The organism is Sporofaciens sp. St.21A7, assembly GCF_059728535.1.
Map to the genome: position 1 here is coordinate 39,112 of NZ_BAAGFN010000001.1, position 19,462 is coordinate 58,573.

Below are 19,462 nucleotides of genomic sequence, written 5' to 3' on the forward strand. Positions count from 1 at the left end.
AAATAACTTACAATAGCTTACAAATGAAAAGAGGTACGCCGCTAAAACGTACCCCTTGTAGGGTTATATTACATTTTTATTTCATTACTAATTTTATTATACTTATTAAGTAGATACTTAGCCGCTACCCGCTTGTAATCTTAAAATTCTATTTTATCCAAAATGGTGTTTGCCATGATGGCGTATTCATGCCATAAATAAAAATATCCTGCTTGTCCATTTTTTAATTCATTCATGGAATGTAATTGTTCTTTTTTCTGGAACCTTTCTGTAAAAATGGGATATGTACCGTTCCATGGTTTAAAGGCTGTTCCTGCGAAGTGAAGAATTGCAGGAGAATAATTAGGTTTTTCATTCATTCTGTCATAATACCAAAGACAGAAATTATAAGGCATATACCATAAATTCCGTATTTCAGGAAAACCATAATATCGTACATCACCTACAAATGTTGCAGATAGAAGTCCTTGGTCTCCCCAATAGATATTATGGTTATCATCTCCAAAGAGTTCTCGGAGCTTTAGAGATAAATATTGATAATCCGCTAACGTTCTTTCATCTTTCCTCATCTTGTCCAAATTCATCATGTATGAACCTGAATTAAAAATTCCTCTCAGGATTCCAGGAAGTCCTTCTTTCCAATCCCCTAAGTCATCCGCACTAAATAGTTCCAGATTTCCATTATATGGCTTATACCTTGAACCCGTCGCCACAAGGCTTTTTCCTTGAAAATCATAATGATAATATGGAGCGATGTCACCGACTATCAGAGTGTCACCTGCGTCAAGATATAAAACCCTGTCAATTTCATCAGGCAGAAGCAAATGAGAGCATAAAGAATAATATGCTTCGCCAGTCTATCCAGTTCCATATTCAGCCAATTCTGAATAGACCTCTGCATGTGGCACTAAAATCTCACGAAAATGAATCTTACAATTCTCCAGTTCCTCACATAGAGCTTCTAACATTTCTATGTTATTCCGACTGACATGGCTGTGGAGAAAAAAGAAATCAATGTCTGCGTCCTTTAGATTATGCGCCATTGCTGTAAGTCCTACCGCTACATAGGGCACTGTATCCTCATCAATCTTCATTTTTGGCATATGGATTTTGGTGTCCTTATTCTTACAGAGTTTGTCGTACTGCTCTGCATTTAGATAATTACGAGAATAAGCCTGACCGAAGATAAGATAAAATATTTTCAGAAATGATTCTGTATAGCTGTATGCCCTGTTTTCGGTGTAATACAGTTCTGCAAGATAATCATTGATTTCAGCGACAGAAATATCATCTACATAACGTTTACCGAACTTAGATTTGATATGGTTATTCCATAGGCTGTCTTGTTTAACGATAGTAGCATACGTCTTTCCTGCTCTCCCAAACTCACAATATTCATCATAGACCTCACTGACCTTTTTTCTTGGTCGTTTTACTTGTGGAGCGGCGGCACTAACTTTTTCATTCACAATTGCTTGCTGACGTGCTTTTACGGCAGAAGTCTTTGTTTTGAATGGATTACCAAATTCATCTGTTCGGCGGCGTTTTTCTTTTGTTGTACCGTCAATGTTGATTTTGAAGCGGTAAGCCCAATAACCATTATCCAATTGATAAACACCGCTGTCTTTCTTGTTGCTCATGTTAATTTCCTCCTTTAATGAATGGGGGAAATAAGGTAGGATTTAGGGTATCCACTTTATGGAAATTGTAGAAGTGAAATAAGAAGAAGGGTATCCACTTTTTTACCACTTTTGGTATGGGAATCCCTTGTTTTAAAGCAAAAAAGAGGACAGACAACAACCTGTCCATCCTCTTAAAAAGCCTTATATTACGCGATTTGCATCTTAGCCGAAGTATCTCTTAAGAAGTCCCTCGAATGCTTTTCCGTGTCTTGCCTCATCCCTTGCCATCTCATGCACGGTATCGTGGATCGCATCCAGGTTCGCAGCCTTAGCTCTCTTAGCCAGATCGAATTTACCAGCCGTTGCGCCGTTCTCAGCGTCAACTCTCATCTCAAGGTTCTTCTTGGTGCTGTCTGTAACAACTTCTCCAAGTAACTCTGCGAACTTAGCAGCATGCTCAGCCTCTTCGTAAGCTGCCTTCTCCCAGTATAAACCAATCTCCGGATATCCTTCTCTGTGTGCAACTCTCGCCATAGCAAGATACATACCAACCTCTGTACACTCGCCTTCAAAGTTCGCTCTTAAATCAGCAACGATGTCCTCGCTAACGCCCTTAGCTACGCCTACAACGTGCTCAGCAGCCCATGTCTTCTCGCCAGCCTGCTCCTTGAACTTGTCAGCTCCAACGCCGCACTGTGGACATTTCTCCGGTGCAGAATCTCCTTCATGAACATAACCACATACTGTACAAACAAATTTTTTCATAGCAAATCTCTCCTTTTCATATTATAAATATATTTTTAATATCAGTAACAATTACTAATATTAAACTAACATAGATATTGAAAAATGTCAATCACTAATTATTAAAATTATCCTCATCAGTGTCAACTTTATTGGATTCGTCTTCCTGAGATTGATTCAGTTGATTCTCACATTCCTTACAGACTCCATAGAACAAAGTCGTGTGGGAATCGATTGTTCCTTCAAAATGCTGATTGGCAAACTCTGTGATGGACTGGGTATGCTGTTCTTCAAGGGAAAGGTCGTAGACCTTGCCGCAGGAACGGCATAATACATGGTAGTGAGGGTCAACCCGTCCATCGAAGCGATCCCCTCCGTCAGGAGTAGAAATCTTGATGGCCTCGCCCATATCTGCAAGAAGGTTCAGATTACGGTATACGGTGCCAAGACTGATATTCGGAAACTCTTTCCGAACCTGCATATAGACAGTATCTGCAGTAGGATGTTCCAGAGTGTGTTCCAAATAATCTTTGATTGCGGCACGTTGTCTGCTGTATTTCATATTTGCCATCTGTATGCTCCTTTCGATAATAATAATGGTTATTGAAAGTAGTATAATTCAGCGTATGGCATTTGTCAACGAATAATTTAAAAATGTAACAATTCGTAATAATTGATTTGGAATATAATGTAAGTATATCCAAAATTTACGCGGAATATGGCGGATGAATTTTGAATAAACTGGGTTGACACTGGGAATATGGATGATATAATAATAACGTAACATATGTAACAATTCTGTAATATTTACGAAAGATAAGAAAACATAAAGGAGGGAGTTTATGGATTCTATTCTGAAAAAAGGATTGTTCCTAGTTACTACAGCAGGAGCTATAACAGCATTTCCAGCTACGGCGTATGCTTCAGATACAGCAACCGATGACGTGATGCCGCAGATGGGGATTGAAGAGGTACTGAATAGCTGCTACTCATCTGATAAAGAGATTGAAGTAGAAGATTATCTGGTGCCGACAGAGAAGGGTGAGTATTTAGATATGGCGTTTGCCAATGTCGACACGTTTCTTTATATAAGAAGCGAACCGACAAGAGAAAGTGAGTGGGTAGGCAAGTTGTATCCCGATTATGCCGCAAAGATTCTTGGACCTGTGGGAGAATGGACAAGGATTGAATCCGGCAGTGTGACCGGCTATGTGTGTTCCGAATATATTATAGTCGGGAACAGTGCAGAGCAGAAGGCACAGGAGATGGTACAAAGTTCAGAAGCCGAAAACCCGACGGATGCATTTACTTATGCAGAATCTAAGGAAGAAGAGGAAGCAAGGCTTGCAAGGGAAGCCGAAGAAGCTGCATTAAGGGCGCAGGAGGAAGCAGCGGCGAAAGGCGGAACCGGACAGGCTATCGTGGATTTTGCATGCCAGTTCATTGGCAATCCTTATGTGTGGGGCGGGACAAGCCTTACGAACGGAGCGGATTGTTCAGGATTTGTTCAGTCAGTGTTTGCGCATTTTGGAATCAGCCTTCCGCGGACGACGCGGGATCTTGTCAGCGTTGGAACGCCGGTCAGCTATGAAGAGGCGATTCCGGGCGACATTATTCTCTACAGCGGCCATGTAGGGATTTATATGGGAAATGGACAGATTGTAAATGCAATCAACAGCGCGCAAGGGATTGGGATATTGCCTGCCACTTACACGAGTATTGTAACAGTAAGAAGACTAATCTAAAATATACAGATTATTTCAATCAAGAAGAAAGTCCGGGAAAAAGATCCTGGGCTTTTTATCTTGTCGAATCTTAGAAGGCGGACTATGCAATTTGTTCAAAAATGTAAAATTATGTAAAAAAATGGAAATTTCGTTTTTCCAAGTTTTCCACAATGAAACAGCCAAAAAAGGTGGAAAAACCACGGTTTCTTTTATTTTATCCACATTTTCCACATTAATTGCGGTGGATTTTGGGGATTACTAAGAGGAATGAAAAGAACGAGTGTTTTGTGAAGTTATGATAAAAATAGAGATTTGTCGAAAAAAATGGAAAAATGGGTTGACATTCGAGAAGTCAAATTTAAGCAAGAAATTATCCGAAAATGTTTACACAATGATAAAAAACGATTATAATGGAAATACTGAAGAGAAAAGGAGGCGTTAGGAATGGCACAGGTTTCTAAAGACATGACTTTTGGTCAGCTTCTTGAGCAGTATTATGAGAAGTGTCCGAAGATTGTGGAAGTTCTGATGGAAGCAGGAATGGGCTGTATCGGATGTCCGCACTCCCAGATGGAATCCATCGAAGAAGGAGCAATGGGACATGGGATAGATCCGGATTTATTAGTTGAAAAACTCAATGCGACGATTCAGGCGGCAGGTTAGTATGCCTGCAATTATTGCGGGATGCCCGGATGTGTATATCTTAATGGGTATATCTTAATTAATATAGAAGGGACTGCCAAAGTATAGATTGACGAATCTGTACTTTGGCAGTCCCTTCTTCATGGCAAAATACTGCCGGTGACTGCTGGCGCAGGTAATCAGACTGCTGCAAGCGTCCGGACTGCGTCTGAAACAACCATATCACAATGCTCCTCCAAAAATGCCAGAGTAGCTCCTGATGATACTTCCATTGAACCATATTCTGATAACATATTGCAGATACGGTTAAAATCGTTAATCGAATGGTCTGACTGTGTCATAGCCAGAATATAAACATCTTCTTCCGGATCTTTATATAATGTATTGGAACCAGAGTAAATGGAACTGAGCAAATGTACTGCTTTCAGAACGCTGTTCATCGTTGGGAACGAGAACAGGCGCAGAACATCCTTAGGCGGCTGTGCAGGCGCTTCTTCTTTTCCGTCCGGTACAACGGAATTACCGAACTTTTCTTTCACCTTATCGAGTAATTCCAGTAATGTATCAGCCCCTTCTAATTTATTAAGGACTTCCTTCCTCGAAGCATCCCATTCGCTTCCGGGTGACGGTGCGAACTTAGAAAAGCGGGTATCCAGCTCTTCGGGGTCTTCGACCTTGGTAATTACCAACACGATGGAGTCGGCAGAAGCAGGAATCGCCTCAATCATCAGAGGCAGGTCTTCAGCTTCAAAACCAAACTCGAAAGCGGCTTGTTGCATCATATCGCGGAAAAGTGACTTAGCTTTCTCGGTTCCATAGGCCAGTTCGCTTAATTGAAGATGGCGGGCAGCAAGATCTGCACGAGTCAAGGTGCAGCGGATCTGATTGTCGTTTAATTTTTCAATCTTCATATTCATCACTTCCTTCTAATGTAGTATAGCATAGAAAACCTTGAATGTTCAATAAAATAAGTATAAACTAAAAAAGTGCTTGCGTAAAGAGTTTTTATCGATTATAATATACAATATTAGAAGATAGTTTTCCCTGATGACTACGTTCTTAGAACAGAGGAGGGAGAATTTCTTAAATTAAATTTATTTCACATACAACGAATCTATGAATCTATCAGAGACAGATCAGAGAAGAATCTGAAAACAGCCGTTTCGGGCAATTTTCACATGAACTATTAACATTGTATCAGAATGCCGGGACTATCTTCTATATCATATTGAGCTGTGGCGTATAAAGGAAATTGTATCACGGCATCTCCTTTTATCATTATATGCAATCTCAGCCGTAGTTATCAGCCGGCATATATAAGGAGGTAAGACGTGGGGGATGAAGTTGATTTACAGAAGATGTTCAAAGAATTGACAGGATATGAGAAAAACCGGGTAGACCTGAGGATTGACGGGATACCGGCGAGTCCCATGCAGATTGTTCAGGCGCATGTAGTGCGCGAGGAGCCTGCTTATATGAGAGATTATGTACTGAATGAAAATGGCGATGTCAAAGAGCTGTGGTTTACCAGAATTAAGAGTAACCGATAATGGAGAATGTGTACGGAATGAAAAAGCGATATCAAAAGGGTTGTGTTTTACCTGGATTAGAAGTAACTGATAATGAGAAATTTGCGAATACCCCGTAAAAAACAAGAAAATGTCGAAATAAGTAATGACGTGCGCCGAGGGTTTTGCTATAATAAGGTCGAGTAGGAGGTGCAGCATGGAGCAAAAAGGCAGGAGAAGCCGCACAACTTCAGACCGCAGAGGGAATACAGGCGTATTAAGGCCTAAGAATATAGATGGCACAGGAAGCCGTATTTCAGCAGAAGATCAGGCAGGGAGACAGAAAGTTGAAGGACAGGAGCCGGTAAGGAGCCGGGGACAGGAATTTTACAGACAGCCGGCGGGCAGACAGGATGAGAAGTCCTTCGGGAGGCAGAGAAGGTCGAATCAGCCGTTCGGAAGGCAGAGGCAGGATGAACAGTCCGTGGGAAAGCAGAAGGCGGAGAGCCAGCAATTTGGGAGGCATAGGCAGGACGAACATTCTGTCGGAAGGCAGAGGAGGTCGGACCAGCCATTCGGAAAGCAGAAACCGGACGAGCCGTCTGCGGGAAGGCAGAGGCAGGATGAACAGCCAACCGGAAGGCAGAGGCAGGATGGTCCAGGCATCCGGAGACAGCAGCCCAGAAGACCGGGGAATGGAAGGCCTGCGATGAGAAAGCAGCAGTCCAGGAGGCGAAGAAAGCGGAATCTTGGAATTAAGGTTGCCGCCCTGGGTATATTCGTGGCCGCAATCGTTACAGCAGCATTTTTATGGAAAAAATATAGTCCTTCAAAGGAAGAATATGATTTGAATAAATATTATGGGATTGAGAACGAAGGACAGTTAGCGATTACGGTGGACAATCAGGTTGTCGAGCCTCATGGAATGATTGCGGACGGCAAGGCTTATGTCCAGTATGAGATTGTAAGGGATTATATCAACAGCAGATTCTACTGGGATTCCAACGAGAATGTCCTCCTATATACCCTTCCTAAGGATATGGTCACTGTGGAAGTAGGGAGCAAGGACTATAATGTATCCAAGGAAAAGAAGAGCGAAGATTACGTCATTCTGAAAACAGAGGGAAGCACAGCTTATATTGCGTTGGATTTTGTCCAACAGTATACGAATATCGATTATGAATTGTACAATGATCCGAACCGTTTGATGATTGTCAGCGATTGGGGAGAGATGACTGTTGCAGCAGTGAAGAAGAATACTCAGGTGCGTTATCAGGGCGGTGTGAAGAGCCCGATTTTGACGCAGATTAAGAAGAAGGACGAAGTTACGATATTGGAAGATGAGGGGGACTGGAAGAAAGTCCGGACCAAAGATGGATTTATAGGATATGTGAAGAGTAAGGCGCTCAGAAAAGAAGAGAAGAAGATTGTTTCAAGAGCCTTTGAGGAGCAGGAGTTTACCAGTATCAAGAAGGATTATACGATTAACATGGCATGGCATAATGTGACCAACGACGAGGCGAACAGCGTTGTGCTTCAAAGGATTGCAGACAGTAAGGGTCTGACTACCATTGCTCCCACATGGTTCCATGTGGAGAATACGGATGGCGGCATGAATTCCATTGCGTCGGCGGATTACGTGAATTATGCACATCAGGCAAATATCGAAGTGTGGGCGACAATCCGTGATTTTGACGGGGGGATTAATTCTTATGAGGAATCCTATGAACTGCTTAGATATACTTCCAAGAGAGAGAACCTGATAAATCAGTTGATGTCAGAGGCGCTGAGGGTCGGTATTGACGGTATTAACGTAGATTTCGAGAAGATTTCTGATGAGTGCGGAGAACACTATATCCAGTTTATCCGGGAATTGTCTGTGAGATGCAGGCAGAATGGAATCGTGCTGTCGATCGATAACTATGTTCCTAAGGGATACAATATGCAGTACAACCGTAAAGAGCAGGGAATTGTTGCGGATTATGTCATTATTATGGGATATGACGAGCATTATGGAGGTTCACCTGTGGCGGGACCTGTGGCTTCCTACAATTTCGTGAAGGAAGGAATTGTAGAGACATTGAAGGAAGTTCCGGCTGAGAAGGTAATCAACGGGATTCCGTTCTTCTCCAGATTGTGGGAGGAGACGCCGAAGACAGCGGAGGAACTGGCGGAGCAGCAAGGTACGGAAGCGGCAGAGTACGAGATGAAGGTAGAGAGCCAGGCGTTCGGCATGGCGGCTGCCAGGGCGAAGGTCGATGAAGCAGGCGCGGAGATTAGCTGGAATGATGAGCTGAAGCAGAATTATGCGACATGGACGGTGGAGAATACGACTTATGAGATTTGGCTGGAGGATGAGCAGTCCATTGAAGAGAAGCTGAAGCTTATGAAGGAGCATAAGCTGGCAGGAACGTCTGCGTGGGCCTTGGGTCAGGAAAGTCCGGAAGTCTGGAATCTGATACAGAAGTACGTAAATTAAAAGTTTATACAGAGATAAGATACCTCTTGCGGCTGCGGTTTGGGATAATCGGGGTCGCGGGAGGTATTTTTTTGAGACAAGCATTGAGTCTTGCCCTTGGTATACCTTATTGGACAAAGTCCGTTCGTTGGTTAGAATTTACATTATTGATAAGATGAGGGGATTATGTTATTTTTAACTGAAAGTCCATCTGTCCCGAAAGGGGAATGAAATACTGGATGTTTTTGGGTATATACCGTGAGATAATAGTAAAAATTAAGGTAGGAAATGAAAAATGGATGCACAAATGCTGGAAGATGAGAGAATATTGGATATATTGGAGAGAGATTCGCAGAAGGGAATAATACTTCTAATGGAAAAATATACGGCGCTGCTTTGGCATGTAAGTTCTCTCTATATAAAGAACCCGGAAGATATCAAAGAATGTGTTAATGATGCTTTTTCAGAATTTTATTTTCGGAGGAAACGCTTTAACCCTAAAAAATCTTCGTTGTCAGCTTACTTAACGGCAATTGTGCGAAACAGGTCTGTGTCTCTCTACCGAAAGGAACAGAGGGAGAATCGCTGGCGGGATGATGTTCCTATTGAAAAATTGGCGGGGGGGGGTGATTCTCAGATTGAGAAGGCAGAATTGCGGGCGGATATGGAACGAGCTATGAAATCGCTGAAACCACAGGAACTGCAGATAATAAGGATGAAATATTACGATGGGATGTCTGTGCGGGAGATAGCAGATTCTCTGAATTTGCCCTATGAGACGGTGAAGAAACGCCATCAGAGGAGCGTATTGAAACTGGGACAGAGCCTAACGCTTGCTCTTGTATTAATATTTATACTTACAGCTTGTGTATATGGAGTTCTGCGTTATCTTGACGTTATTCCTCCTATTGGGATGTGGACATGGATGTGGAAAGATATAAAAATGGAGGAAATCGGATGATAGCACAAGGATTAATTTCGCTGGGAGGAGGGAAATCACAATTAATCGACAGTCTTTTTTATATTGTACAGAAGTGGATAATTACTATTTCCAAGAATAGTATGTAATAGTAAATTTTAAATAACTATTTGTCTGATTAGTTACTTTAAATTGATATACTTGACCTGCAGTTACATCAATCCAATCTGACTTCCTATAAGAGCCGTCAGCTATTCCGCTAATACTACGTATTGTCACGGAATTTTTATCTATAAGAGCTACAGAAAATTGACCGGAGGGATTATCGGAAGTAGCCGTTATTTCGTATGCAAAGTACCGATCTGGAATTGTAAAAAATGGAGTATAAGCAGTTTGTTTATTTGTTTCCCGCTCTTCTGTATTCCATATAAACGGTTGAATACCATCAACATCATTAGGATCAATTTGATAAGTGATGGTGGTTTCTTTAATATCTTTAGGAATAACAAAATTGTCTTCATCTGCGGCAAAAGCTGATATTGACATTGAAAAGCAAACTATAATGGTTAATAAAAGTGAAATAGATTTTTTCATAAAGAATATCCTCCTTAATGTAATTATGAAAATAAAACCACTTCTGTACTAACTTTATTATTTTATGGAAGTATAAACAAGTTGTGTATCTCTATTAGTATATTAGAATAAGTAAAAAAATATGTCAATCAGAATTTAGTAAAGCTAAATAACATTACATACCTGCTTGTACAAAACAATATCATTACAAACGTAATCGAAAAATAGTTGGTCGGACAATTAAACTGGATTTAGAGGAGAAAAATATTTTCTATTCTACGGTTTTCAATATAGAAATGATAATATAAAATATTTTGTCCCTTTTTGTCTTCCCCAAGCGAATAAAAACAGTAAGAGAGAAGTTGCTTGCGTGGGAGGAAATGGGATGGATGCCGTATATACAATGGATGAGGTGGCAAAACTCGCCCCAAAATGCATTTTGCTTGGGAATGAGAAAAGACCGGAACTTGAATGGGTGAGGAAGCGGTATGAATGGATACAGGAGAAATATAATCTGAAAAATAAGATTCCCCGTAAGGTGTTCATCCGTCATCTGTTGATTTTGGGGCTGCCGGAGCTTACGCTTGAGAAGTTGGATGGGCAGCTTCAGTTTTTCGGATATCTTGGGCTTGACGAGCTTCCATGATGCTGTATCTTATGCTTGCATTAGCGGCTATGGGAAGCATTGGATTTGCGGCAAAAAGAAGAATGAATGGGTAATTAGTCTTAGAGAGGGGTTGTTGAGAAACAACCCCTTTTTAAACATGAATTATATGATGCCCGGCAGCTTTCAGCAGACGGTTCATTACAGCGCTTCCAATCCCACCTGTTGAAAATGATTCACTATAGATAAAATCCGTCCCGTCACTGTCAAAATCCCGCAGGATTCCATACAAATTTCCAGCCACCGTCATCTCATCCTGCCTTGTGCCGATGCACTTGACATTCCCCGAAGAATATCTCCCCGCTGTTTCCGCTGTGGCGATAATTCCCACTTTAAACCCTTCGCTCAACTTCTCTTCTGCCCGCCGGTTAATCTCTTCGGTTACCCGAAGAAGATCTCCTTCCAGCACGGTCAGCTCAGCCTTCGGTGCATAGTGGCGGTACTTCATCCCCGGGGCTTTCGGAACCTTTTTGCTGTCCGGTTCAATCAAGGTCTTATCTACGGCAACCTCGCCAATCAGTTCTTCCAGCATCTCTTTTGTCACGGCTCCCGGTCTTAATATCATAGGCGGTTCCACGGTCATGTCCAGAATGGTAGATTCCACACCGATATCGACGGCGCCTCCATCCACAATCATGTCAATCTTCCCTGTCAGGTCTTCTTCTACATGCTGTGCGGTAGTAGGACTTGGGCGTCCGGAAGTATTCGCGCTTGGCGCGGCAATATACCCGCCGCCCGCCCGGATAATCTCTTTCGCAATCAGATGTTCCGGCATCCGGACAGCCACAGTATCAAGCCCGCCTGTCGTCCCAAGTGGAACGGCATTCGTCTTTTGAAATATCATGGTAAGAGGGCCCGGCCAGTATTTCTTTGCGACGACTATTGCCTTCTCTGGTATGGTTTCCGTAATCTTACCAAGCGCCTCCATGTCGGCAATATGTACAATTAACGGATTATCGGATGGCCTGCCCTTTGCGGCATAGATTTTCTTCGCGGCGTCTTCGTTCAACGCGTCTGCCCCAAGCCCATAGACAGTCTCGGTAGGGAATGCGACAAGACCTCCGCTTTTTAGGATATCTCCGGCTTTTTTTATCGTATCTATATTCAGTTGTACCGTATCAATTCGTTCAATTATCGTTTTCATGGGAAATATTATACTACACTCTACTCCTTCATACAAGCTTCAATTCCCTTCACGATTGCCTCTGCCACTTGCTGCTGGTATTCATCTGTGACTAATTTTTCTGCTTCTTCATGGTTGCTTAAAAATCCGCATTCCACGATGATTGTGGGGACTTCCGTCCTTTTAAGGAGGTAATAGGTATCGTCTGCTTTTGCCTGGCGGCGGTTTTCTTTATCAATAGATAATAATGCCTTCTGCATGATTGAGGCATGCTGTTCGCCCTCTGCAGAGTGTTTGTAGTAGAATACCTGCGCCCCATGGATTGCTTCGTCGTGATAACTGTTCTGATGGATGCTGACGGCAAATTCCGGTTTGGTGTTGTTGATTAATTTTACCCGTTCTTTCATATCTTGTACCTTCTGGCTCCCGTTGCCGTTCTTGGAGAGCATCGTGTCCTCTTCCCGGGTCATTACGACCTTTACGCCTTTCTTTTCCAGAATTTTTTTGACTTTTTTCGCTATTTTTAAGTTAATTTCCTTTTCTTCCGCCTTATTGATTCCAACTTTTCCTGGGTCAGAACCACCGTGTCCGGCATCAATGACTACCGTATTCTTTGCTCTTTTAATCTTTCCGCTTGATACATAGTTTCCAAGGTTCCTGCTGACCACAATCAGCCCTGCCAGTAACAGGATTAATAAGACGAACTCTACTTTTCTGCGCAAAAAAATACCTCCTGTCAGTCTATCTATTTATCTATATGACTGCAGGAAGTATTTTATATTTTTAATTGCACTTCTGATGCCGGAATTTTAAAGCAGCTATATGATTTTTGCCTGGCGCAGCAGGAAACGGTAACGCAGCCATGCGGCATTTCCCCTGTAAATGTAGGAGTCGATTAAGTCAGGGTCCGACGCATACTGAAAATTAAGGTAAGCTTCTTCTATCTCCCGGCGCGCATTGGCGATTTCATCCATCAGTGTATCTGCCTGCGGGTCGTAGGACAGGCGCTTGTATACATCCTCTTCTGCAGCATTTCCTCGTTCAAATAATCTCATAATCCACCTCTTTAGAAAATAATTTCCAAACAATCCTAGTATAAGCAGATTTTGAGAATAAAATACGCCGGATGTGGATATATATGGTATCAGGAAATGAACCTGAGGAGGAGACAAATATGCCAGAACAGAAATCGCAGCTGCTTACAAATTTTATTGTCCGCGCCATCATAGGGTGCGCCATGATATTTTTTGTAAATGAATTCCTTGGCGCCCAAGGGATTTCTGTCCAGGTGGGGCTGAACCCGTGGACTGTTTTGACATCTGGAATCCTTGGAACTCCTGGGGTTGCGCTCCTTTATGGAATTTCTTTCTATGGAATTATGTGAAGATTGCACAAAGTTTCGGTTTTTCTGGAAATGGGATAGACAAATGGATTAAAAGAGGTTTATAATCATCCTACAAGTTACAGATGTAGCTTGTATCTGATAGATTCGATAGAGATTCAAAGTGTTCGATGCCGTATCGGCAGCAATTCACAGAGTGACGGAAGAAGAGGCAGAGTAGGAGGGATATTATGTGAGCAGAAGTTTTGTAATTTGTGACAGGGAAGAAGGATATGCCGCAGCATTTGCCGTATTTCTCATGAAGAAGAAGGAACTGGCTTTTCAAGTGCAGGTATGCGACGGTCTTTCGCAGGTACAGGCAATCCTTCGGGAGCACCCTATTGACGTGCTTCTGATTGGAGGGGATTATCCGGCAGATGAGCGGAAGGGGCTTTTGGCAGGAAATGTGTTTGTACTTGCAGAATCAGGCAAGACAGAGACGAATTCTGACGAGACGATTGTGTATAAATATCAGTCCGGGGAGACGCTCCTGACGGAAATCATCCGTAAATGCAGTGAAGAAAACAAGACGGGAGATTTGTATTTTCCTGCGGTAAAGACAAAGAATGTAAGGATTATCGGTATCTTTTCGCCGGTACACAGAAGCGGGAAGACAGGTTACGGGTTAAAATTGGGACAAGAACTGGCTGGCTCGGAGAATGTTCTCTATCTCAATATGGAGATTTATGGAGGGATAGGAGGACATTTCCCCGAGGAAGGACATACACTGGCAGATGCGCTGTACTATTCGAGACAGGAGAACCGGAACTTAGGCGTGATACTTACGACGCTGGTGGAGCATATGGGAGGATTGGATTATCTGCTTCCTGTGCGGGTGTCGGAGGATATCAGGATGGTTGCGCTTGAAGAGTGGGTCAGCCTGATACGCCAGATAGAGGAGCAGAGCATCTATGACGTGTTGATCCTGGATTTGGATGAAGGATTAAGAGATGTGTATGGACTGCTTCGGATTTGTACGGAGATTCTTGTGCCTACCATGAAAGATGAGCTGGCAGAGGCAAAACTCCTGCAGATGGAGGAGGAATTGCATCTTCTGGGATTTGATGATGTGAAGAAGAAGATGGTGAAGAGGGAAGCTGTTTCTTGAAATGTGATGGCGGGTATCTTGTTTGGGAATGGAAGGTGTGGGAAGAGATGGGGAAGAGGAAGGTCCCATGATGCGCTCGGAGCAGCTCCAGACAAGGATTCTGGAAGAATTGGACATGACCAGAGAGATAGAAGATGAAGAGCTGACTCGTCTGATTTACCGTGTGCTTCAGGAGGCTTCGGAGGAAGAGTATCTGCCGTTAGCCGAGAAGACGGCGCTAGGGAGGGAATTGTTCAATGCGTTCCGGAAGCTGGATCTTTTGCAGGAATTTCTGGAGGACGAGTCCATTACGGAGATTATGATTAACGGGACGCAGAATATATTTTATGAGCAGGACGGAAGGCTCTTTCGGTCGGACAGGCGTTTTATCTCCAGAGATAAATTGGAGGATGTAGTCCAGCAGATTGCGGCGGGTTCTAACCGTCTGGTAAATGAGGCGTCTCCGATTGTGGATGCAAGGCTTGCAGACGGCTCCAGAGTGAATATTGTACTGGAACCGATAGCGCTGGATGGTCCAATCGTGACGATCCGTAAATTTTCAAAAGAGGCAATCACCATGGAGCAGTTGATTTCATGGGATTCCATCAGCAGTGAAGTATCCGGGGTTCTTGCAAGGCTCGTTGCAGCCGGATACAACATATTCATAAGTGGAGGAACCGGCTCTGGTAAGACCACTTTCTTGAATGCATTATCGCAGTATATTCCAAAGACAGAGAGGATTATCACGATTGAGGACAATGCGGAGCTGAAGATTCAGGATGTGCCAAACCTTGTAAGGCTGGAGGCGAGAAATGCGAATGTAGAAGGCGCAGGGGCAGTGACAATCCGGGATTTGATTAAGTCAGCCCTCCGCATGCGTCCTGACCGCATCATTGTTGGTGAGGTGCGGTCGGCGGAAGCGATTGACATGCTGCAGGCGTTGAACACGGGGCATGACGGAAGTTTAAGTACCGGGCATGCCAACAGTCCTAAGGATATGTTGAGCAGGCTGGAGACAATGGTATTGATGGGGATGGATTTGCCCCTGCCGGCAATCCAGAGACAGATTGCGTCGGGAATTGATGTGATTGTCCATCTGGGGAGGATGAGAGATAAGAGCAGGAAGGTATTGGAAGTGACAGAGGTATTAGGGTATTGGGATGGTGAGATTCGATTGCAGACATTATATCAGTTCACGGAACTTCGAGAAGAAGAAGGAAGAATACAAGGGGAATGGAAGAAGATTCAGGAGATTACACATAAAGAAAAATTGCTGGCAGCAGGATATCACGTATAAAGAACATCTTTGGAATGGGGCAAAGGCTTTGGGAATTACGGTCGCCACGGCGTGGCTGTATTATCGTTCCTTTTGGATGGTTCTTGTGTTGCTTCCGCTTTTTTTCTGGCATTTCCATATCATGGAGGAGGAATGTGCAGGAAGGAGGGAACTGGAATTCCAGATACAGTTTAAAGAAGCAATTCAGGCGGTGTCTTCGGCGTTGAATACCGGATATTCTGTGGAAAATGCGTTTCGAGAGACACAGAAGGAGCTTTTGCTGATTTATCCGGAAACAGCAAGGATATCAAAGGAATTGCTGGTTATTACAAGACAGCTTAGGATACATGTGCCGATGGAGCAGATATTAGAGGAGTTTGGGACTCGTGTGCAGACTGAGGATGCACGAAATTTTGTGACCGTATTTGCAGCGGCGAAGAAGAGCGGGGGGAACATGATTGCCATTATACAGGATACGGTGAGGCAGATTGGGGACAAGATTGATGTAAAGAGGGAAATAGACACAATGCTTGCAGCAAAAAAATATGAATTCCGCGTGATGTCGGCAATCCCTTATGCAATTATTGGCTACATGTCGATTAGTTTTCCTGAATTTATGGATAGCCTGTATGGGAATGTATTTGGTATTGGGGTGATGACAGTATGTCTGGGAATTTATGCAGGCGCGTATTATCTTGGTGTAAAGCTGATAAGGATAGAAGTATAAGGGTAAAATGTGCGGCGGCGGCAGGTTTGTTGGTTCTGGGAATTTTTTTCCTGGCTTTTGACTTTCTTAGGTCCGTCAGGGAGGCGGATGGCGTCCTTGAAAGGAATAATTATGGCGGTGGCAGCAGGACGGAAGAGTTGGAGGTAATGGTTCAGGGGGAGGCGGAAAGAATTCCGATAGAAATCGAGATTGCAGAGCAGCAGTATACGGCAGAGGAAGTCAAGGAATTGTTCGGGGAGATCATTCCAAGGATGGAGAGGCTGATTTTGGGTGAAAATGAGAGCCTTGACAGGGTTGAATACGATATGGAGCTTTTGACACAGATTCCAGATGAGCCAGTGGAAGTGTCATGGGAATTAGACCGTTATGATGTAATGAATATCAGAGGAGAGCTGCAGCCAGATTTTTTGAGTGAAGAAGGGACGCTTGTCACCTTAAATGCAATTCTTACTTACCGGGAAAATAAGGAAGAACAGGCGTCATACCAGTGTACGGCGAAAGTATTCCCAAAAACTTTGGATGAATACGAGGAAGGAAGGACACGGATCGAAGAAGAAATACGGAAACGTGAGGAAGAAAGCCGTACCAATCGAAGTCTGCATCTGCCAGATAAACTTCTTGGAAGGAAGGCAGTTTATTACAGGAAAATGGACGGCCGGGGAATGGTGTTGGTTGTTATGGGGGTGCTTACGGGAGTTTTGTTGTATGCACTGGAAATCCAGAACCGGGAAAAGGAAAAAGAGATTCGGAAAAGGCAGATGCTTTTGGACTACCCGGAGATTGTGAATAAGATGACGCTGTTCTTGGGAGCAGGAATGACGGCGAAGCGGGCATGGCGGAAGGTGGCTGAGGATTACGGACGCCAGAAAGAGGTTTGGGGAGAACGGTATGCTTATGAAGAAATGAAGTATACCTGTCATGAAATGGACAGTGGTGTTACGGAGTCACAGAGTTACGAGAATTTTGGGCGTCGGTGCGATATTCAGGTGTACATAAGGTTTGGCGCTTTGCTGTCGCAGAATCTCAGGAAAGGGACAAAAGGACTGTCGCAGTTATTGAAGCTTGAATCCATGCAGGCTTTTGAGGAACGGAAAGCGAGGGCAAAGCGGCTTGGGGAGGAGGCGGGGACGAAGTTGTTGCTGCCGATGTTTCTGATGCTGGCGATAGTGTTGGTGATAGTAATAGTTCCGGCATTTTTATCTGTGCAGATATGATGAGAGAAATGGTGATGATAAGTTATAAATGTAGACAGGAGAGGTAATATGTGGAGAATAGGGTATATTTTATCACGAGTGAGAGAGAAATTAAGAGAAGAAGACGGAATCGGCGTAGTAGAGGTGATATTGATTCTGGTGGTATTGATTGGGTTGGTTATTATATTCAAGTCCCAGCTTACAAGCCTGGTACAGAATATTTTCCAGAAGATTGTAAGTGAGAGTTCAGGTATTTAAGATTGTAAGGATGCGGTGACAACTGGGATATAATTGATAGGGATGTGAAGTCGGGATATTTTGGAAGGATTATAAAATTCGATGGAAGAATATAGGGGGAATGTTTGGGATGAGGCAAGATGCGGTGGAGAAGTAACGGCATATTTGAGTTTGGTTTTTATACTATTGATTACATTTATTAGTGGAATTATGGAAAGTGCCTCTATACAGCTTGCAAAAAATTACCGAAGGGCGGATACAAACCGGGCGATGGAATGTGTATTTGCAGAATATCAGAAGGAGTTGTTGGAAGAATATGATATTTTTGCTCTGGATGGCAGTTATGAAACAGGACAGTATACGGAGCAGAATATAACAGAACGTCTGGATTATTATGCCGGAGGCAGACAGGAGCATGAGGTGGAGAGAATCCGGTTTTTAACAGATAATGGCTGCAGCGGGTTTTTGGAGCAGATTTCGGCATACATAGAGCATAAGTATGGACTGGAAGCCATGAAGGAGCTGTTGGGGATGACTTCTTTATGGGGGCAGCAGGAGGAAAGGGCTGAGGATTATGTAAAGGAAGAAGGCGATTGGCAGGAATACATGGATGGACTGTTGGAAGAAAATGAAGCTGAACTTCCTCAGGAAGATAACCCCATTGCACATGTAGGGCAGTTGAAGAAGTCTCCTATATTGACATTGGTAATGCCGAGAGACCAGACTGTGTCGGAAAAACGTGTGGAGAGCAGGGAAATGCTTGACGCCAGAGAACGGAACCGAGGATATGGCGATTTTTCAGATGTTTCGGCAGAGTCTGGGAATATATCCGCCGTGCTGTTCGGAGAGTATCTGTTGGAGCATTTTACAAAGTTTACGGATGAGGAACATACGGGATTTCTGGACTATGAATTAGAGTATGTTCTGGCAGGAAAAGACAGTGATAAAGAGAATCTGGAATCCGTAGCCAGAAAAATAGTTCTGTTCAGATTTGTCCCGAATTATGCGTATATCCAGACGGACAGTGAAATGAGGGCGGAAGCCGAGACAGCGGCAATGGCGCTGTGTACGCTTCTTGCAGTTCCTGCAATTACGGAGGCGGCAGCTCAGGGAATCTTGATGGCATGGGCTTACGGAGAATCCATTATGGATGTACGGTCTTTGCTGAATGGGAATCGAGTGCCGTTGGTAAAGTCAAAGGAGAGCTGGCAGCTGCAGTTTTCCAAACTGCTTACACTAGGCACGGAGGAGGACCGAAGTGAAGGGATGGATGATGAGAATGGTCTTGGATATTCGGAATATCTCCGTATGCTATTATTTTTGGAGAAGAAGGAAACGGCGGCGTTGCGGGGGCTTGGAGTGATAGAACAGAATATGAGGAAACTTCATGGGCAGACGTATTTCCGTGCAGATCTCTGTGTCAGCAAAATGCAAATCCGTTCGGTATGCAGCTTACGAAGGGAAATTCGTTATCAGTTCAAGACATATTATGGCTACCAGTGATGGGTATCAATATAAAGGCGGATACAGATGCCCTTCCGGGTATCGGAATTTAACCCTGAAAAACAGACAGGTAAAATA

The 19,462-nt window shown here is 43.5% G+C and carries 22 protein-coding genes; 13 read left to right on the forward strand and 9 right to left on the reverse strand.

Translation table 11 applies throughout. The annotated features are described in order from the left end of the window. Positions 1 to 140: 140 nt before the first annotated feature. From AC6I3O_RS00215 to AC6I3O_RS00230, 4 genes are all read right to left on the reverse strand, one after another. On the reverse strand, positions 141 to 824 hold the full coding sequence (locus AC6I3O_RS00215) for a glycosyltransferase (protein ID WP_497849257.1): 684 nt from the start codon (positions 822 to 824) through the stop codon (positions 141 to 143). Positions 825 to 857: 33 nt separating this feature from the next. Beyond that, positions 858 to 1,640 (reverse strand): tyrosine-type recombinase/integrase, encoded by a 783-nt coding sequence (locus tag AC6I3O_RS00220; protein WP_497849258.1) that lies wholly within the window; start codon positions 1,638 to 1,640, stop codon positions 858 to 860. A gap of 204 nt (positions 1,641 to 1,844) precedes the next feature. After that, positions 1,845 to 2,387 carry an NADH peroxidase gene (locus AC6I3O_RS00225; RefSeq protein ID WP_288175834.1) on the reverse strand — a complete coding sequence of 181 codons (543 nt, stop codon included), beginning with the start codon at positions 2,385 to 2,387 and terminating at the stop codon, positions 1,845 to 1,847. Positions 2,388 to 2,481: 94 nt separating this feature from the next. Further along, positions 2,482 to 2,937: a Fur family transcriptional regulator gene (locus tag AC6I3O_RS00230; protein ID WP_288175833.1), complete on the reverse strand. Its 456-nt coding sequence runs from the start codon at positions 2,935 to 2,937 to the stop codon at positions 2,482 to 2,484. A gap of 271 nt (positions 2,938 to 3,208) precedes the next feature. Between AC6I3O_RS00230 and AC6I3O_RS00235 the strand changes: the two genes are divergently transcribed. Then, a complete protein-coding gene (locus AC6I3O_RS00235; RefSeq protein WP_497849259.1) occupies positions 3,209 to 4,111 on the forward strand; it encodes a C40 family peptidase in 903 nt (300 codons plus the stop codon). 426 nt (positions 4,112 to 4,537) lie between these two features. Further along, entirely contained in the window at positions 4,538 to 4,756 is a 219-nt protein-coding gene (locus AC6I3O_RS00240; RefSeq protein WP_497849260.1) for a DUF1858 domain-containing protein, read from the forward strand. 158 nt (positions 4,757 to 4,914) lie between these two features. Here the strand turns inward: AC6I3O_RS00240 and AC6I3O_RS00245 are convergent, their stop codons facing one another. Continuing rightward, complete coding sequence (locus AC6I3O_RS00245; RefSeq protein WP_497853386.1) at positions 4,915 to 5,646, reverse strand: adaptor protein MecA; 732 nt, start codon at positions 5,644 to 5,646, stop codon at positions 4,915 to 4,917. 420 nt (positions 5,647 to 6,066) lie between these two features. Here AC6I3O_RS00245 and AC6I3O_RS00250 point away from each other — a divergent pair, with 420 nt between their 5' ends. From AC6I3O_RS00250 to AC6I3O_RS00260, 3 genes are all read left to right on the forward strand, one after another. Continuing rightward, entirely contained in the window at positions 6,067 to 6,285 is a 219-nt protein-coding gene (locus tag AC6I3O_RS00250) for a hypothetical protein (RefSeq protein WP_497849261.1), read from the forward strand. A 175-nt stretch (positions 6,286 to 6,460) separates the two neighbouring features. Then, the gene (locus AC6I3O_RS00255) at positions 6,461 to 8,722 is read left to right on the forward strand and encodes a glycosyl hydrolase family 18 protein (protein WP_497849262.1); all 2,262 of its coding nucleotides are present in this window, start codon (positions 6,461 to 6,463) and stop codon (positions 8,720 to 8,722) included. A gap of 274 nt (positions 8,723 to 8,996) precedes the next feature. Then, positions 8,997 to 9,662: an RNA polymerase sigma factor gene (locus AC6I3O_RS00260; RefSeq protein WP_497849263.1), complete on the forward strand. Its 666-nt coding sequence runs from the start codon at positions 8,997 to 8,999 to the stop codon at positions 9,660 to 9,662. 84 nt (positions 9,663 to 9,746) lie between these two features. Here the strand turns inward: AC6I3O_RS00260 and AC6I3O_RS00265 are convergent, their stop codons facing one another. After that, entirely contained in the window at positions 9,747 to 10,214 is a 468-nt protein-coding gene (locus tag AC6I3O_RS00265) for a hypothetical protein (RefSeq protein WP_497849264.1), read from the reverse strand. A 364-nt stretch (positions 10,215 to 10,578) separates the two neighbouring features. Here AC6I3O_RS00265 and AC6I3O_RS00270 point away from each other — a divergent pair, with 364 nt between their 5' ends. After that, positions 10,579 to 10,839: a hypothetical protein gene (locus AC6I3O_RS00270; protein WP_497849265.1), complete on the forward strand. Its 261-nt coding sequence runs from the start codon at positions 10,579 to 10,581 to the stop codon at positions 10,837 to 10,839. A 112-nt stretch (positions 10,840 to 10,951) separates the two neighbouring features. On the opposite strand, the gene AC6I3O_RS00275 is transcribed toward AC6I3O_RS00270, so the two are convergent. From AC6I3O_RS00275 to AC6I3O_RS00285, 3 genes are all read right to left on the reverse strand, one after another. Then, positions 10,952 to 12,001, reverse strand: coding sequence for an L-threonylcarbamoyladenylate synthase (locus AC6I3O_RS00275; RefSeq protein ID WP_497849266.1), 1,050 nt, complete (start codon positions 11,999 to 12,001; stop codon positions 10,952 to 10,954). Positions 12,002 to 12,021: 20 nt separating this feature from the next. After that, complete coding sequence (locus AC6I3O_RS00280; protein ID WP_497849267.1) at positions 12,022 to 12,702, reverse strand: N-acetylmuramoyl-L-alanine amidase; 681 nt, start codon at positions 12,700 to 12,702, stop codon at positions 12,022 to 12,024. Between the two features lie 96 nt (positions 12,703 to 12,798). Then, complete coding sequence (locus AC6I3O_RS00285) at positions 12,799 to 13,035, reverse strand: YaaL family protein (protein WP_497849268.1); 237 nt, start codon at positions 13,033 to 13,035, stop codon at positions 12,799 to 12,801. Between the two features lie 119 nt (positions 13,036 to 13,154). On the opposite strand from AC6I3O_RS00285, the gene AC6I3O_RS00290 reads away from it, so the two are divergent. The 7 genes from AC6I3O_RS00290 (at position 13,155) to AC6I3O_RS00320 (ending at position 19,384) form a co-directional block, all read left to right on the forward strand. Next, positions 13,155 to 13,364 carry a pro-sigmaK processing inhibitor BofA family protein gene (locus tag AC6I3O_RS00290; protein WP_497849269.1) on the forward strand — a complete coding sequence of 70 codons (210 nt, stop codon included), beginning with the start codon at positions 13,155 to 13,157 and terminating at the stop codon, positions 13,362 to 13,364. A gap of 190 nt (positions 13,365 to 13,554) precedes the next feature. Next, a complete protein-coding gene (locus AC6I3O_RS00295) occupies positions 13,555 to 14,469 on the forward strand; it encodes a P-loop NTPase family protein (RefSeq protein ID WP_497849270.1) in 915 nt (304 codons plus the stop codon). A gap of 67 nt (positions 14,470 to 14,536) precedes the next feature. Continuing rightward, a complete protein-coding gene (locus AC6I3O_RS00300; RefSeq protein ID WP_497853387.1) occupies positions 14,537 to 15,745 on the forward strand; it encodes a TadA family conjugal transfer-associated ATPase in 1,209 nt (402 codons plus the stop codon). 28 nt (positions 15,746 to 15,773) lie between these two features. Further along, positions 15,774 to 16,451: a type II secretion system F family protein gene (locus AC6I3O_RS00305; protein WP_497849271.1), complete on the forward strand. Its 678-nt coding sequence runs from the start codon at positions 15,774 to 15,776 to the stop codon at positions 16,449 to 16,451. Then, positions 16,388 to 17,665 carry a type II secretion system F family protein gene (locus AC6I3O_RS00310; protein WP_497849272.1) on the forward strand — a complete coding sequence of 426 codons (1,278 nt, stop codon included), beginning with the start codon at positions 16,388 to 16,390 and terminating at the stop codon, positions 17,663 to 17,665. Before AC6I3O_RS00305 ends, AC6I3O_RS00310 begins: the two co-directional genes overlap by 64 nt. A 48-nt stretch (positions 17,666 to 17,713) precedes the next feature. Next, positions 17,714 to 17,902, forward strand: a complete 189-nt coding sequence (locus AC6I3O_RS00315; RefSeq protein ID WP_497849273.1) for a Flp1 family type IVb pilin — start codon at positions 17,714 to 17,716, stop codon at positions 17,900 to 17,902. A gap of 81 nt (positions 17,903 to 17,983) precedes the next feature. Further along, positions 17,984 to 19,384, forward strand: a complete 1,401-nt coding sequence (locus AC6I3O_RS00320) for a DUF5702 domain-containing protein (protein ID WP_497849274.1) — start codon at positions 17,984 to 17,986, stop codon at positions 19,382 to 19,384. Positions 19,385 to 19,462 lie beyond the last annotated feature (78 nt).

Excerpts from the sequence above, each read along its gene's own strand:
- AC6I3O_RS00315 (WP_497849273.1), top strand. The coding sequence starts at position 17,714 with ATGTGGAGAATAGGGTATATTTTATCACGAGTGAGAGAGAAATTAAGA.
- AC6I3O_RS00320 (WP_497849274.1), top strand. The coding sequence starts at position 17,984 with ATGGAAGAATATAGGGGGAATGTTTGGGATGAGGCAAGATGCGGTGGA.
- AC6I3O_RS00240 (WP_497849260.1), top strand. The coding sequence starts at position 4,538 with ATGGCACAGGTTTCTAAAGACATGACTTTTGGTCAGCTTCTTGAGCAG.
- AC6I3O_RS00300 (WP_497853387.1), top strand. The coding sequence starts at position 14,537 with ATGATGCGCTCGGAGCAGCTCCAGACAAGGATTCTGGAAGAATTGGAC.
- AC6I3O_RS00235 (WP_497849259.1), top strand. The coding sequence starts at position 3,209 with ATGGATTCTATTCTGAAAAAAGGATTGTTCCTAGTTACTACAGCAGGA.
- AC6I3O_RS00270 (WP_497849265.1), top strand. The coding sequence starts at position 10,579 with ATGGATGCCGTATATACAATGGATGAGGTGGCAAAACTCGCCCCAAAA.
- AC6I3O_RS00230 (WP_288175833.1), bottom strand. The coding sequence starts at position 2,937 with ATGGCAAATATGAAATACAGCAGACAACGTGCCGCAATCAAAGATTAT.
- AC6I3O_RS00290 (WP_497849269.1), top strand. The coding sequence starts at position 13,155 with ATGCCAGAACAGAAATCGCAGCTGCTTACAAATTTTATTGTCCGCGCC.
- AC6I3O_RS00285 (WP_497849268.1), bottom strand. The coding sequence starts at position 13,035 with ATGAGATTATTTGAACGAGGAAATGCTGCAGAAGAGGATGTATACAAG.
- AC6I3O_RS00260 (WP_497849263.1), top strand. The coding sequence starts at position 8,997 with ATGGATGCACAAATGCTGGAAGATGAGAGAATATTGGATATATTGGAG.
- AC6I3O_RS00245 (WP_497853386.1), bottom strand. The coding sequence starts at position 5,646 with ATGAAGATTGAAAAATTAAACGACAATCAGATCCGCTGCACCTTGACT.
- AC6I3O_RS00265 (WP_497849264.1), bottom strand. The coding sequence starts at position 10,214 with ATGAAAAAATCTATTTCACTTTTATTAACCATTATAGTTTGCTTTTCA.
- AC6I3O_RS00225 (WP_288175834.1), bottom strand. The coding sequence starts at position 2,387 with ATGAAAAAATTTGTTTGTACAGTATGTGGTTATGTTCATGAAGGAGAT.
- AC6I3O_RS00255 (WP_497849262.1), top strand. The coding sequence starts at position 6,461 with ATGGAGCAAAAAGGCAGGAGAAGCCGCACAACTTCAGACCGCAGAGGG.
- AC6I3O_RS00310 (WP_497849272.1), top strand. The coding sequence starts at position 16,388 with ATGTCTGGGAATTTATGCAGGCGCGTATTATCTTGGTGTAAAGCTGAT.
- AC6I3O_RS00220 (WP_497849258.1), bottom strand. The coding sequence starts at position 1,640 with ATGAGCAACAAGAAAGACAGCGGTGTTTATCAATTGGATAATGGTTAT.
- AC6I3O_RS00275 (WP_497849266.1), bottom strand. The coding sequence starts at position 12,001 with ATGAAAACGATAATTGAACGAATTGATACGGTACAACTGAATATAGAT.